At 66.9% G+C, this 14,466-nt stretch carries 9 protein-coding genes; all 9 read left to right on the top strand.

Going from position 1 to position 14,466, the window contains the following annotated elements:
- Positions 1 to 114 precede the first annotated feature (114 nt).
- The 9 genes from NFW30_RS15440 to NFW30_RS15400 all read left to right on the top strand — a co-directional run bounded on the left by NFW30_RS15440 (position 115) and on the right by NFW30_RS15400 (position 14,233).
- The gene (locus tag NFW30_RS15440) at positions 115 to 1,089 is read left to right on the top strand and encodes a quinone oxidoreductase (RefSeq protein WP_295357377.1); all 975 of its coding nucleotides are present in this window, start codon (positions 115 to 117) and stop codon (positions 1,087 to 1,089) included.
- Entirely contained in the window at positions 1,089 to 2,444 is a 1,356-nt protein-coding gene (locus NFW30_RS15435) for a TAXI family TRAP transporter solute-binding subunit (RefSeq protein ID WP_295357374.1), read from the top strand. The genes NFW30_RS15440 and NFW30_RS15435 overlap by 1 nt, the downstream gene beginning before the upstream one ends.
- The gene (locus tag NFW30_RS15430; RefSeq protein WP_295357371.1) at positions 2,441 to 3,064 is read left to right on the top strand and encodes a ParA family protein; all 624 of its coding nucleotides are present in this window, start codon (positions 2,441 to 2,443) and stop codon (positions 3,062 to 3,064) included. Before NFW30_RS15435 ends, NFW30_RS15430 begins: the two co-directional genes overlap by 4 nt.
- Before the next feature lie 127 nt (positions 3,065 to 3,191).
- Positions 3,192 to 6,665: a DNA polymerase III subunit alpha gene (dnaE, locus tag NFW30_RS15425; protein WP_295357369.1), complete on the top strand. Its 3,474-nt coding sequence runs from the start codon at positions 3,192 to 3,194 to the stop codon at positions 6,663 to 6,665.
- 33 nt (positions 6,666 to 6,698) lie between these two features.
- Positions 6,699 to 6,974, top strand: coding sequence for a hypothetical protein (locus NFW30_RS15420; RefSeq protein WP_295357366.1), 276 nt, complete (start codon positions 6,699 to 6,701; stop codon positions 6,972 to 6,974).
- Between the two features lie 162 nt (positions 6,975 to 7,136).
- Positions 7,137 to 8,756: a class I SAM-dependent DNA methyltransferase gene (locus NFW30_RS15415; protein ID WP_295357363.1), complete on the top strand. Its 1,620-nt coding sequence runs from the start codon at positions 7,137 to 7,139 to the stop codon at positions 8,754 to 8,756.
- A gap of 2 nt (positions 8,757 to 8,758) precedes the next feature.
- Complete coding sequence (locus tag NFW30_RS15410) at positions 8,759 to 10,009, top strand: restriction endonuclease subunit S (protein ID WP_363322115.1); 1,251 nt, start codon at positions 8,759 to 8,761, stop codon at positions 10,007 to 10,009.
- On the top strand, positions 10,002 to 11,042 hold the full coding sequence (locus NFW30_RS15405; protein ID WP_295357359.1) for a PDDEXK nuclease domain-containing protein: 1,041 nt from the start codon (positions 10,002 to 10,004) through the stop codon (positions 11,040 to 11,042). Before NFW30_RS15410 ends, NFW30_RS15405 begins: the two co-directional genes overlap by 8 nt.
- Entirely contained in the window at positions 11,039 to 14,233 is a 3,195-nt protein-coding gene (locus tag NFW30_RS15400; protein ID WP_295357356.1) for a type I restriction endonuclease subunit R, read from the top strand. The genes NFW30_RS15405 and NFW30_RS15400 overlap by 4 nt, the downstream gene beginning before the upstream one ends.
- Positions 14,234 to 14,466: the final 233 nt, after the last annotated feature.

The following is a 14,466-nucleotide window of genomic DNA, read 5'->3' as shown; positions in this document are numbered from 1 at the left end:
TGCACCACTGCCTGGGAAACGCTGCAAGTGGCAACGCACAAAGGACTTTCAGTGCTTGCCTAAGAAGCGGGCGGCGCACTAGACTGTCGCGTTCGCCACGCTGAGGAGACTTTCATGCCATTCGCCATTCGCATCCATCGCACCGGTGGCCCCGAGGTCATGTCCTGGGAAGAAGTCGCGGTCGGCGATCCGCAGCCCGCTGAAGTGCGCGTCCGCCAGCGGGCGGTCGGCCTCAACTACATCGACATCTACCACCGCAGCGGCCTCTACCCGCTGCAGCTGCCGAACGGTCTCGGCCTCGAGGCAGCCGGCGTCGTCGAAGCGGTCGGCAGCGCGGTCAGCGACTTCTCGCCCGGCGATCGCGTCGCTTACGCCGGTGGCCCGGTCGGCGCCTACAGCCAAGTCCGCTGCCTGCCCGCCGACCGCCTGCTGAAGCTGCCGGAAGCGATCGACTTCATGCCCGCGGCGGCGATGATGCTGCAGGGACTGACCAGCGCCTACCTGCTGCGCCGCACCTATCGCGTGCAGGCCGGTGATGCCGTACTGATCCATGCCGCCGCCGGCGGCGTCGGCCTGCTTGCCTGCCAATGGGCGAAGGCGCTCGGCGCCACCGTCATCGGCACCGTCTCGAACGAGGCCAAGGCCGCGCTCGCTGCCGCCCACGGCTGCGACCACGTGATCGACTACACGCGCGAGGACTTCCCGCGGCGGGTGCGCGAGATCACCGCTGGCGAGGGGGTCGCCGTGGTGTACGACGGCGTCGGCAAGGACACCTTCGCCGGCTCGCTCGACTGCCTGCGCACCTGCGGCATGATGGTCAGCTTCGGCAATGCATCCGGCCCGGTGCCGGCGTTCGACCCGCTGCTGCTGTCACAGAAGGGCTCGCTCTTCCTCACCCGACCGACGCTGATGCATTACACGGCGCGGCGCGAGGACCTGCTCGCCCTCGGCGCCGATCTCTTCGCGGTCTTCGCCAGTGGCAAGCTCAGGGTGGAAATCAACCAGACCTACCCGCTGGCCGACGTCGCCAGCGCCCACCGCGACCTCGAAGCGCGCAGGCACACCGGGTCGACGGTCCTCCTGCCCTGATGGAGCGCCTGCGCGCACGCCTCGTCGCGCTGCGCTTCATGCTGGCGACGGCCTGGCCGATCATCCTGATCACCGCCATCGGCCTGGTCGTCGCCTACCAGTTCGTCGCCCCCGAGCCGCCGCGGCGGATCACGATCAGCACCGGCAGTGAAGCCGGCGCCTACCATGCCTATGCGCAGCGCTATGCCGCCATCCTGGCCAGCAAGGGAATCACCCTCGACATCAGGACCTCGGCCGGTTCCCACGAGAACATCCGGCGCCTGGAGAACGGCGAAGCCGAGGTCGCGTTCGTCCAGGGCGGAGTGGTCGCCCGGCCGACCGGCGAAGACGAGGACGAGCCGGGGCCGCTACGCTCGCTGGGCAGCGTCGCCTACGAACCGGTGTGGGTGTTCTACCGCGGCGAAGCACGCGTGGACAAGCTCTATCAACTCGACGGCCGCCGCATCGCCGTCGGCGAGGATGGCAGCGGCATCCGCGGCCTGGCGCTGCAACTGCTGGCCGCCAACGACATCAGGAGCGACAGCCCCAACCTGCTGCCGCTGGCCGGACTGGGTGCAGCCGAGGCCCTGCAGCGCGAGGAGATCGATGCCGCCTTCATCGTCGCCGCCCAGGAAGCACCCGTCGTGCAGGTGATGCTGCGCTCGCCCGGCCTGCGCGTCGTCAGCTTCAGCCAGGCCGATGCCTACCTGCGGCTGTTCCCCTTCCTGTCGAAGATCGTCCTGCCGCGCGGCGTCGTCAACCTCGTCCGCGACCTGCCACCGCGAGATACGGTCCTGCTGGCGACCACCGCCAACGTCATCGTCCGCGACGACCTGCACCCGGCGCTGGCCAGCCTGCTGCTGCAGGCGATGACCGAAGTCAACGGCAAGGGTGGCTTCTTCCAGCGGGCCGGCGAGTTTCCCGCCTACCGCGATCGCAGCTTCGCGCTGTCGCCCGAAGCCGAGCGCTTCTACAAGTCCGGACCACCCTTCCTGCAGCGCTACCTGCCTTTCTGGGTGGCGGTGCTGGTCGAACGCCTGTTCGTCATGATCCTGCCGTTGGTCATGCTGCTGCTGCCGCTGCTCAAGTTCGCGCCGGCGATCTACAGCTGGCGCGTCCGTTCGAAGATCGTCCGCTGCTACGGCGACCTCAAGCTGCTCGAGAACGAGTTGCGCCGGAATGACGACCCGGCGCGACACGCCGAGTACGCGCGCCAGTTGCAGACCATCGAGGACACGGCGAGCAGACTCAAGATCCCGCTCGCGTTCAGCGATCTGCTTTACACTTTGCGCGAGCACATCAACCTGGTGCGCAACGAGCTTGACAGGCTCGCCGCCGGGAACCACAAGAACGAGAACGGAGACGAAAAGCGATGAAATCCTTTCTGATTGCCAATCCAAAGGGGGGTTCGGGCAAGTCGACGCTGGCGATCAATCTCGCCGGCCATCTCGCACGCAAGGGTCATCGCGTGATGCTCGGCGACGTCGATCGCCAGCAGTCGTCGCGCGAGTGGCTGCAGCTGCGACCGTCGCTGCTGCCCAGCATCCGCAGCTGGGAGATCGAGCCCGGCAAGACGGCCAAGCCGCCGAAAGGTACGACGCACGTCATTCTCGACACGCCCGCCGGCCTCCACGGCAAGGCACTCGACACGGTCGTCAAGCAGGTCAACCGGGTCCTGGTGCCGGTGTCGCCCTCGCTCTTCGACATCCTCGCCACCCGCCACTTCCTCGACGTGCTGCTGGAGGAAAAGGCGGTGCGCAACGAACAGGCCTTCGTCGCCGTCGTCGGCATGCGCGTCGATCCGCGCACCCGTGCCGCCGCCGAACTCGAACGCTTTCTCGCCCGCTACGATCTGCCGGTGCTGACCCACCTGCGCACGACGCAGCTCTACGTCCAGACGACGATGCACGGCATGACCATGTTCGACCTGTCGGCATCACGCGCGGCAAAGGACCTCGAGCAGTGGCAGCCGATCATCGACTGGGTCGATAGCTGAGGCCCGGCCCCGGATCGCTCCGGGGCCGCCGCCGGCCGCACGCCGCGGAAGGGGCGCTGGCCCGCGGTTCGTCGCCGTCGCCGCCGCATGGCGCCTTCTGCCGGGCGCCCCGGGGTAGAATGCGCCCATGTCCGAGACGCCGTACATCCACCTTCGCCTGCACAGCGAATACTCGATCACCGACGGCATCGTCCGCCTCGACGCCGCCGTCGCCCGCGCCGCCGCCTGCGGCATGCCGGCCCTGGCGCTGACCGACCTGGCCAACGTCTTTGCCCTCGTCAAGTTCCACTCGGCCGCACGCAGCAAGGGGATCAAGCCGCTGTTCGGCTGCGACCTGTTCATCGCCAACGAGGCCGATGCCGATCGGCCGCATCGCCTGCTCGTGCTCTGCCGCTCGCCGCGCGGCTACCTGCAGCTCTGCGAGCTGCTGTCGCGCGCCTACCTGGCGCCGCGCGTGCGCGGCCGGGCCGAGGTCAGCCGCCGGATGCTGCGCGAGGTCGGCGTCGACGGACTGATCGCGCTCTCCGGCGCCGCCGGCGGCGATGTCGGCGAAGCCCTCCTGCAGGGCAACCGCGACCAGGCGGTGCTGCGCGCCCGGCAGTGGGGTGAACTGTTCGGCGACGCCTTCTACCTCGAGGTACAGCGCCCCGGGATGCCGCAGGCGGAGTCGCTGGTTGCGGCAACCGCCGACCTGGCGGCGGAACTCGGGCTGCCGCTGGTCGCCACGCACCCGATCCAGTTTCTCGACCGCGAGGACTTCACCGCGCACGAGGCGCGCGTCTGCATCGCCGAAGGCTACATGCTCGGCGACGCACGCCGCCCGCGCCTGTACAGCGAAGAGCAGTATTTCAAGAGCAGCGCGGAGATGGTCGAACTGTTTGCCGACCACCCGGCGGCGCTCGCCAACTCGGTCGAGATCGCCAAGCGCTGCAACCTGCAGCTCACCCTCGGCAAGAGCTACCTGCCGGATTTCCCGACGCCGCCGGGCATGACGCTTGCCGACTACCTGCGCCAGGAGGCCGAGGCGGGGCTCGAGCAGCGCCTGCGGCAACTCTTCCCCGACGCCGCGGTGCGCCAGGCCGAACGCCCGCCGTACGATGCCCGCCTGCAGCTCGAGGCCGACACCATCGTCCAGATGGGATTCCCGGGCTACTTCCTGATCGTCGCCGACTTCATCAACTGGGCGAAACGCAACGGCTGTCCGGTCGGCCCTGGACGCGGCTCGGGCGCCGGCTCGGTGGTTGCCTACGCACTCGGCATAACCGACCTCGATCCGCTGCGCTACGCGCTGCTCTTCGAGCGCTTCCTCAACCCCGAGCGGGTGTCGATGCCCGACTTCGACATCGATTTCTGCCAGGACAACCGCTGGCGGGTCATCGAGTACGTCCGCCAGAAGTACGGCAGCGCGGCGGTCGCGCAGATCGTCACCTTCGGCACCATGTCGTCGAAGGCGGTGATTCGTGACGTCGGCCGCGTACTCGACCTGCCGTACAACTTCTGTGACCAGTTGTCGAAGCTGATCCCGGTCGAGACCAACAAGCCGCTCTCGCTGGCCAAGGCGCTCGCCGCCGAACCGCAATTGCAGGCCCGGATCGACGGCGAGGAGGAAGTGCGGCAGCTCTTCGATCTCGCCGGCCGCCTCGAGGACCTGACGCGCAACGTCGGCATGCACGCCGGCGGTGTCCTCATCGCCCCCGGCAAGCTGAGCGACTTCTGCCCGGTGTACTCGGCCGATGGCGGCGGTTCGGTGGTGTCGCAGTTCGACAAGGACGATGTCGAGAAGATCGGGCTGGTCAAGTTCGACTTCCTCGGCCTGCGCAACCTGACGATCATCGAGCTGGCATTGCAATATGTCGAGAGACTCAGCGGCGAACGCCCCGACCTCGCCACGCTGGCCTTCGACGACCCGAAGGCCTACCAGGTTCTCAAGGACGGCAACACGACGGCGATCTTCCAGGTCGAATCCGAGGGCATGAAGAAGCTCGTCCGCAAGCTGGCGCCGGATCGCTTCGAGGACATCATCGCCGTCCTCGCGCTCTATCGCCCGGGCCCGCTCGGTTCCGGCATGGTCGACGACTTCATCCTGCGCAAGAAGGGGCAGCAGAAGATCGATTACTACATCGACGATCTCAAGGCCTGTCTCGAACCGACCTACGGCGTCATCGTCTATCAGGAACAGGTGATGCAGATCGCGCAGATCATCGGCGGCTACACGCTCGGCGCCGCCGACCTGCTGCGCCGGGCGATGGGCAAGAAGAAGGCCGAGGAGATGGCGCTGCACCGGGACCTGATGCGCGAAGGCGCGCGCAGGAAGGGCCACGACGAGAAGCTGGCGATGCAGCTCTTCGACCTGATGGAGAAGTTCGCCGAGTACGGCTTCAACAAGTCGCACACCGCCGCCTACGCCGTCGTCACCTACCACACGGCATGGCTCAAGGCGCACCACTGCGCCGCCTTCATGGCGGCGACGCTGTCGTCCGAAATGGACCTCACCGACACCGTCAAGATCTTCCACGATGACGCGATCGCCAACGGACTGACGATCCTCGGCCCGGACGTCAACGCCTCCGAATTCCGCTTCACCCCGGTCGACCGCCAGACCGTCCGCTACGGCCTCGGCGCCGTCAAGGGCACCGGGGAACAGGCGGTGACGACGATCATCCGCGCCCGCACCGCCAACGGCCCTTTCAGGGACCTGTTCGACTTCTGCCAACGCGTAGACAGGCGACTGGTCAACCGGCGGACGATCGAAGCGCTGATCCGCGCCGGCGCTTTCGACACCCTCGACAGCCATCGCGCGCGCCTGCTCGCCTCGGTCGGCATCGCCATCGAGGCCGCCGAACAGGCCGAACGCAACGCCATGCAGGTCAGCCTCTTCGACCTCCTCGACGACGCCGGCGACGCGGCCGGCGGGCAAGGGCCGCAGTACGTCGAGGCGCCACGCTGGGACGAACGCCAGCAGCTCAACGAGGAGAAGCTGGCGCTCGGCTTCTACTTTTCCGGCCACCCCTTCCGCGCCGTGCAGGGCGAGATCGCGCACTTCGTCCGCCGGCCGCTGGCGGCGCTCGAGGCGCGCAAGGAGAGCCAGCTCCTCGCCGGACTGGTCGTCGCCGTGCGCAGCAAGATCACGGCGCGCGGCAAGATGGCGTTCATCCAGCTCGACGACGGCAGCACCTCGCTCGAGGTCTCGGTGTTCAGCGAGTTGCTGGACAGCGAACGGGTCAAGATCCGGGAGGACGAGGTGCTCGTCGTCGAAGGGCGGATCCAGCGCGACGATTTCGCCGGCGAGGGGCGCGTGAAGGTCGTCGCCGAGCGCCTGCTGACGCTTGCCGAAGCACGTGGCCGCTTCGCCCGCCAGCTGCACCTGTCGCTCAACGGCCAGGCCGGCGGCAACAACGCACGCCACGCCGTGCAGCGGCTGCGCAGCCTGCTGGCGCCCTATACCCCCGGCGAGTGCCCGATTCGCCTGAGCTACCACAATGCCGAAGCACGCTGCGAGCTGGTGCTCGGCGACAGCAGCCGGGTGCGGCTCGAAGACGGCCTGCTGCAGGCCTTGCGCGACTGGCTGAGCAGCGACAACGTGCGCGTGGACTATGCCTGAGACGACCAGCGGCGGCCGGCCGGAGGAACGCCGGTGAGCGGCAGCCGCAGGCCACCGCAGCGGAGCCTCGCCGTCGCCGCGCTCAGCGTGCTGCTCCTGGGGTGCAGCCCCAGAGTCAGCCTCGACCAGTTCAATCGCCTGCGCACCGGCCAGTCCTACGAGGAGGTCCGGGAGATCGTCGGTGATCCGGCCAGCTGCGACGAAATGATCGGTCTGCGCCACTGCGTATGGGGCACCCCGGAGCGCGGCATCCGCGTCGGTTTCCTCGGCGGCAAGGTGGTCCTGCTCTCGGCGCACAACCTGCAATGAACACCTGCCGCGAGTTGCGACCGGAGCCTCGGCCGCGGTCGCCGAACGCTGCCGGTTGGCGCGCCAATCGAACATCCGGGTCGGCGCGCTGTCCGCACTGCGGCGCGTGTCGCTTCGTGGTGAGATTCGTTCTGACCCGATGAGACGGTTGCACGGCGACCCATGCACTGGACAGCCCCTTCTGAAAAAAACGCCGCCGCCACCTCGCTCGAGAAGCGCCTGTGGGATGCCGCCGACCAGTTCCGCGCCAACTCCGGCCTCAAGGCGCAGGAGTACTCCGGCCCCATCCTCGGCCTGATCTTCCTGCGCTTCGCCGAGGTGCGCTTTGCAGCGCAGCGGGCCAGGCTCGAAGCGGCCGGCGCCTCTGCCCGCCGTGGCAGCCGCGTCGATCAACCCGCCGCCTACCACGCCGACAACGTGCTCTACCTCGCCCCCGAGGCACGCTTCGACTTCCTGCTGACCCTGCCCGAGGCGGCCGACATCGGCGGCAAGGTCAACGCCGCCATGCGCGAGGTGGAGAAGCACAACCCGCAGCTCGCCGGCGTGCTGCCCAAGACCTTCAACCTCTTCACCGGCACCCTGCTCAAGGAGCTGCTGAAGAAGATCTCCGAGATCCCGGCCACGCTCGACTTCGACGCCTTCGGCCGCATCTACGAATACTTCCTCGGCGAATTCGCCATGAGCGAGGGCCAGGGCGGGGGCGAGTTCTACACCCCGAGCAGCATCGTGCAGCTGCTCGCGCAGGTGATCGAGCCCTTCCACGGCCGCATCCTCGACCCCGCCTGCGGCTCGGGCGGCATGTTCGTGCAGTCGGCCCGCTTCGTGGCCGAGCACCGCAAGAACCCGGCCGCCGAGCTGGCCATCTGCGGTGTCGAGAAGACCGACGAGACCGGCCGCCTCGCCCGCCTGAACCTGGCCGTACACGGGCTGGAGGGCGACATCCGCCACGGCGGCAACGTCAACAGCTACTACGACGACCCGCACGCGGCCACCGGCGCCTTCGACTTCGTGCTCGCCAATCCGCCCTTCAACGTGAACGCGGTGGACAAGGAGCGGCTCAAGGACATGGTCGGCGCCGGCCGCCGCTTCCCCTTCGGCCTGCCCAAGACCGACAACGCCAACTACCTCTGGATCCAGCTCTTCTACTCGGCGCTCAATGCCAGGGGCCGCGCCGGCTTCGTCATGGCCAACTCGGCCTCCGATGCCCGCTCCTCCGAGCAGGAGCTGCGGCAGAAGCTGATCGAGGCGCGAGCGGTGGATGTGGTGGTAGCCGTCGGCCCCAACATGTTCTACACGGTGACGCTGCCCTGCACGCTGTGGTTCCTCGACCGGGGCAAGGCCAAGACGAATCGCGTCGACACGGTCTTGTTCATCGACGCCCGCCACATCTACCGGCAGGTGGACCGCGCCCACCGCGACTGGACGCCCGCGCAGATCGGCTTCATCGCCAACCTGGTGCGGCTCTATCGCGGCGAGGCGCCCGACCTGACCGTGGGCGGCGAGGAAACGGCGGCCAAACTCAAGGAAGTGTTCGGCAAGAAGCCCGCCTACGCCGACATCCGCGGCCTGTGCAAGGCGGCGACGCTTGCCGAGATCGAAGCGCAGGGCTGGTCGCTCAACCCCGGCCGCTATGTGGGCGTGGCCCCAGGCGAGGAAGTGAGCGACGAGGACTTCAAGGCACAGTTGCAGGCGCTGAACGAAGAACTGGAAACCCTCAACGCCCAGGCGCGGACGCTGGAGCAAACCATCGCCGCGAATGTGGCGGGGATCTTGGAGGGGTGAGGATGAGCGGCTGGCAAGCTGCGCCTCTAGAAACCCTTTACTCGGAACCGAGCCGCAATGGACTGACTCGACCCAAGCGCATCCGAGGGCACGGGTTCCCAATGATAAACATGGGCGAGATTTTCGCCCACGAACGCATCGGCAGCATCGCGATGGATAGAGTGCCGATGTCTCAGAGGGAGATTGAGCAGTTTTCCGTCCAGGCAGGCGACTTGCTGTTCGCGCGGCAATCTCTCGTCGCCGCTGGCGCAGGCAAGTGTTCCGTAATCAAAGCGGTCGGTGAGACCACGACCTTTGAATCGCATCTAATCCGCGTTCGGCTTGATCGATCCCAGTGTGACCCGTATTTCTACTTCTATTACTTCCTGTCACCGCAGGGTAAGGCAAACGTCCAATCACTCGTCATGCAGGTTGCAGCGGCAGGGATTCGTGGAAGTGAGCTGGCAAAGTTGCATGTCCCACTCCCCCCCCTCCCGATCCAGCGCCGGATCGCGGGCATCCTGTCGGCCTACGACGATCTGATCGAGAACAGCCAGCGGCGCATCAAGATTCTGGAGTCGATGGCCCGCGCGCTCTACCGCGAGTGGTTCGTCCACTTCCGCTTCCCCGGCCATGAGTCCGTCCCCCGCGTCACCTCGCCGCTGGGGGAGACTCCAAAGGGGTGGGAAGTAAAAAGGTTGCCTGAGTGCATCCACATCAATCCGCGCGTCACCGTCCCGCGTGAGGGCGAAAAGCCATTCGTACCGATGGGCTGCCTCTCCAACGACTCGATGCTCATTTCAGACATCGAAGTACGTGCAGGCAATAGCGGCGCAAAGTTCCAGAACGGCGACACGCTCGTGGCTCGCATCACACCCTGCTTGGAGAACGGTAAGACTGGCTTCGTGCAGTTCTTGCCCGACGCGAACGCCGTCGCATTCGGCTCGACGGAGTTCATCGTTCTCCGTTCGCGCACCCTAACGGTGGAGTTCGTTTACTGCCTCGCGCGCAGCGACGAGTTCCGCGGCGTCGCAATCAAGAGCATGTCCGGTGCGACAGGTCGTCAGCGCGTTCAAGAGCAGTGCTTCGCTGATTTGCAGGTTGCTCAGCCTCCGAGTACGTTGCTCGATCGCTTCTCTGGCATCGTTGCGCCGAGCTTTCGCCTGATCTACGAGCTCCATCTGCAAGTTCAAAACCTCCGCCGCACCCGCGACCTGCTCCTTCCGCGCCTGCTCTCCGGCCAGATCGACGTGGAGGCGATGGACCATGCCTGAGATCGCCCCGCTGCCCGCCGACTACGCCGCTTGGCTCGCCGACCTGAAAACCCGCATCCACGGCGCCCAGCAGCGGGCGACGCTGGCAGTCAACCGCGAGCTGGTGCTGCTCTACTGGCAGATCGGCCGCGACATCCTCGAACGGCAGGGCCGCGAGGGCTGGGGCGCGAAGGTGATCGAGCGGCTGGCGCAGGACTTGCGCAACGCCTTTCCCGACATGAAGGGCTTTTCGCCGCGCAACCTCAAGTACATGCGCGGCTTCGCCGAGGCGTGGCCGGACGGGGAATTTGTGCAAGAGGTGCTTGCACAATTGCCCTGGTATCACCAGCTCGCCCTGCTGGACAAGCTGAAGTCCGCGGATGAGCGCCGCTGGTATGCGGCCAAGGCCATCGAGCACAACTGGTCGCGCAATGTGCTGGTGATGCAGATCGAAACCCGCCTGCTGGCGCGCCAAGGCCAGGCCGTCACCAACTTCCCGCTCGCGCTGCCCAAGCCGCAATCGGATCTGGCCCGCGAGTCCTTGAAGGACCCCTACCGTTTCGACTTCCTCGGCCTGAGCGATGAGGCGCAAGAACGCGAGATCGAGCACGCGCTGGTCAAGCACGTGACCGAGTTCCTGCTGGAGCTGGGCGCGGGCTTCGCCTATGTCGGGCGGCAGGTGTTGCTCACGGTCGGCGGCGACGAGTTTTTCATCGACCTGCTCTTCTATCACCTGAAGCTGCGCTGTTTCGTGGTGATCGAACTCAAGGCCGGAGCCTTCAAGCCGGAGCACCTGGGCCAACTCGGTTTCTACCTGACCGCCATCGACCGCGACATGAAGAGCGCGCACGACAACCCCACCATCGGGCTCTTGCTGTGCAAGACCAGGAACAAGGTGGTGGCCGAATACGCCCTGGGCGACAAGACGCAGCCGATGGGCATCGCCGAATACCGCCTGGTCGAATCCCTGCCTGCCGAGCTGCAAACCAGCCTGCCCAGCATCGAACAAATCGAGCGCGCCTTGGCCGGCGACGTGGACGACGAACAACCATGAGCCCCCACGCCTACACCGAAGATCAGCTCGTCGAGCAGCCCGCCGTCGGGCTGTTCGCATCGCTGGGCTGGCAGACGGTGTCGGCGATGGAGGAGACCTTCGGCCCCGGCGGCACGCTGGGCCGCGAGACCAAGGGCGAGGTGGTGCTGGTGGAGCGCCTGCGCGCGGCGCTCATCACCCTGAACCCGGGCCTGCCGACCGAGGCGATCCAGACCGCCATCGACGAACTCGTTCGCGACCGCTCGGCCATGAGCCTGGAGGCCGCCAACCGCGAGGTCTACCGGCTGCTCAAGGACGGCATCCCGGTCTCCATCCCCGACCGCGAGCATGGCGGGCAGAAAACCGAACGCCTGCGCGTGGTGGATTGGGCGCAGCCGGGGCGCAACGACTTCCTGCTGGCCAGCCAGTTCAGCGTGGTGGGCAGCCTCTACACCTGCCGGCCCGACCTGGTGGGCTTCGTCAACGGCCTGCCCTGGGTGGTTATCGAACTCAAGAAGCCCGGCGTGCCGGCGCGGGCGGCCTTCGACGAGAACCTGACGCACTACAAGAAAGAGATCCCGCAACTCTTCTGGTTCAACGCCCTGCTGGTCGCCAGCAACGGCACCGACAGCCGCGTCGGCTCGCTCACCGCCGACTGGGAGCGGTTCTTCGAGTGGAAGCGCATCGAGCGCGAGGACGAACCGCGCCGCGTGTCGCTGGAGGTGGTGCTGCGCGGCACCTGCGACCGCGCCCGCCTGCTCGACCTGGTGGAGAACTTCACGCTGTTCTCGGAGCACAAGGCGGGGCTGGTGAAGGTTCTGGGGCAGAACCACCAGTTCCTCGGCGTGAACAATGCCATCGCCTCGATGCTGGAGGCCCGCAAGATCGGCCACGGGCGAGGCGGCGTGTTCTGGCAGACGCAGGGCAGCGGCAAGAGCTTCTCGATGGTGTTCTTTGCGCAGAAGGTGCTGCGCAAACTCGCCGGCAACTGGACCTTCGTGGTGGTCACCGACCGGGTGGAGCTGGACGAGCAGATCGCCAGGACCTTCAAGACCGTGGGCGCAGTGAGCGAGGCCGAGGGCGACCAATGCCACGCCGCCAGCGGCGCGCACCTGCGGGAACTCCTGCGCGGCAACCACCGCTATGTGTTCACGCTGGTGCACAAGTTCCAGACGGCGGAGGCGCTGACCGACCGCCCGGACGTGATCGTGCTGACCGACGAGGCGCACCGCAGCCAGTACGACACGCTGGCGCTCAACATGCGCGCAGCGCTGCCGAAGGCGCTGTTCCTGGCGTTCACGGGCACGCCGCTCATCGCGGGCGAGGAGCGCACGCGCGAGGTGTTCGGCGACTATGTGTCGATCTACGACTTCCAGCAGTCGGTGGAGGACGGCGCCACCGTGCCGCTGTTCTACGAGAACCGCACGCCCGAGCTGCAACTGGTCAATCCGAACCTCAACGACGACATCTACCGCCTGATCGAAGACGCCGAGCTCGACGCCGGTCAGGAGGAGAAGCTGGACAAGGTGCTGGGGCGGCCATACCACCTCATCACCCGCGACGACCGGCTGGAGACGGTGGCGCAGGACATCGTGCGGCATTTCCTGGGACGTGGCTTCGTCGGCAAGGCGATGGTGGTGTCGATCGACAAGGCCACGGCATTGCGGATGCACGACAAGGTGAAGAAGCACTGGGACGCCGAGACGGCGCGGGTACAGCAGGAGCTGGGTGAACTGGCGCTGGCGCCGCGTGGCGGTGAGGCGACACGCGAACAAGCGCGGCGCGACTTGCGCAAGGCCGAACTGAAAGCACGCCTGGCAGTGCTCACCACCACCGACATGGCGGTGATCGTCTCGCCGGGGCAGAACGAGATCGAGCAGATGAAGCTGCTCGGCCTCGACATCGAGCCGCACCGCAAACGCATGAACGAGTCGCAGCCGGGGCTGGACGAGAAGTTCAAGGACACCACGGACCCGCTGCGCCTAGTGTTCGTCTGCGCCATGTGGCTGACCGGCTTCGATGCGCCGAGCTGTTCGACGGTCTATCTCGACAAGCCGATGCGCAACCACACGCTGATGCAAACCATCGCGCGAGCCAACCGCGTCTTCCCCGGCAAGCACAGCGGCGTGATCGTGGACTACGCCAACGTCTTCGCCTCGCTGGAGAAGGCGCTGGCGATCTACGGCGCGGGCAAGGGCGGCACCAACCCGGTCAAGGACATGGCGCAACTGGTGCAAGCCCTGCGCGAAGCGATCACCGCGGCCACGGCGTTCTGCGCCGCGCAGGGCGTCAATCTCGTCGCGATGGAGGCGCTGCCAATGGGCGGCATGGAGCGCCTGGCCGCCGTGGAGGACGCCATCAACGCGCTGATCGGCCCCGATGCCGTGCGGCGCGACTTCTTCGGCCACGAGAAGCTGGTCGGCACGCTCTACGGCGCCGTGAAGCCGGCCCCGGCGGCGATCGAGTTTTCGCAGCGCGTCGCCGGCATCGCCACGCTGGCGGCCGCCATCCGCGCCCGGATCAGCCCCAACCCGCCGGCCATCGCCACGATCCTGAAACAGATCGGCGAGCTGCTCGACGACTCGATCACCGGCCACGAAATCCGCGAGGGCGGGCCGCCGGCCATCGACCTTTCGAGGATCAACTTCGAGGCACTGGCCGAGCGCTTCAAGCGATCGACGCACAAGAACACCGAACTCGAAGCGCTGAAAGCGGCGATCGCCGCCAGGCTGGAGAAGCTCGTGCGCCTGAACCGCACGCGCACCGACTTCGCGGAAAAGTTCGAGGCCTTGATCGAGAGCTACAACAACGGCAGCCGCAACATCGAGCAGCTCTTCGAGGAACTGCTGAAGCTGTCGAACAGCCTCGACGACGAGCAGCAGCGCCATGTGCGCGAGCATCTGAGCGAAGAGGAACTGGTGATCTTCGACATCCTGACGCGACCGGCACCGGCGCTGACCACGGCCGAGCGCGACGAGGTCAAGAAGGTGGCCAGGGACTTGCTGGCACGGCTGCAGACACTGCTGGTGCTGAACTGGCGGCAGAAGTCGGCGGCGCGATCAACGCTGAAGCTGGCGATCGAGGACACGCTGGACACGCTGCCGGCAGCCTACGACCGTCCCCTGTTCGCCCAGAAATGCTCGGCGCTGTTCGAGCATGTGTACGAGAGCTACCCGGAGCGGATTGCGGGCGTCCATGCGGGCGTGGCCTGAACGACCGATCGCAAGGGCTGCTCGGGTAGCCGGAGGCTACTCTCCTCCGGCCCCCACACCACCCACCGTGCGGGTCCGCAGGGGGCGGTTCGACGACTTGGCGCTCTCGCACAGTGCCCTTGCGTACAGCCCTGCCCGCCCACTTCCTGGCGGCACGCACAACTGCACAGACGAATGCCGCCACGTCCGAAAAAAAAAAGCGGGGCGCCACGCGAGCGCCCCGAAGGGGGAGA

Source organism: Accumulibacter sp., assembly GCF_023806635.1.
Classification (GTDB): Bacteria; Pseudomonadota; Gammaproteobacteria; order Burkholderiales; family Rhodocyclaceae; genus Accumulibacter.
Note: the sequence above shows the minus strand (reverse complement) of the source record. Positions and strands in the feature narration are given on the sequence as shown.

What these genes read in the sequence shown, in the direction of transcription:
- NFW30_RS15440 (WP_295357377.1), top strand. Translation starts at nt 115, where the DNA reads ATGCCATTCGCCATTCGCATCCATCGCACCGGTGGCCCCGAGGTCATG.
- NFW30_RS15435 (WP_295357374.1), top strand. Translation starts at nt 1,089, where the DNA reads ATGGAGCGCCTGCGCGCACGCCTCGTCGCGCTGCGCTTCATGCTGGCG.
- NFW30_RS15430 (WP_295357371.1), top strand. Translation starts at nt 2,441, where the DNA reads ATGAAATCCTTTCTGATTGCCAATCCAAAGGGGGGTTCGGGCAAGTCG.
- dnaE (WP_295357369.1), top strand. Translation starts at nt 3,192, where the DNA reads ATGTCCGAGACGCCGTACATCCACCTTCGCCTGCACAGCGAATACTCG.
- NFW30_RS15415 (WP_295357363.1), top strand. Translation starts at nt 7,137, where the DNA reads ATGCACTGGACAGCCCCTTCTGAAAAAAACGCCGCCGCCACCTCGCTC.
- NFW30_RS15410 (WP_363322115.1), top strand. Translation starts at nt 8,759, where the DNA reads ATGAGCGGCTGGCAAGCTGCGCCTCTAGAAACCCTTTACTCGGAACCG.
- NFW30_RS15405 (WP_295357359.1), top strand. Translation starts at nt 10,002, where the DNA reads ATGCCTGAGATCGCCCCGCTGCCCGCCGACTACGCCGCTTGGCTCGCC.
- NFW30_RS15400 (WP_295357356.1), top strand. Translation starts at nt 11,039, where the DNA reads ATGAGCCCCCACGCCTACACCGAAGATCAGCTCGTCGAGCAGCCCGCC.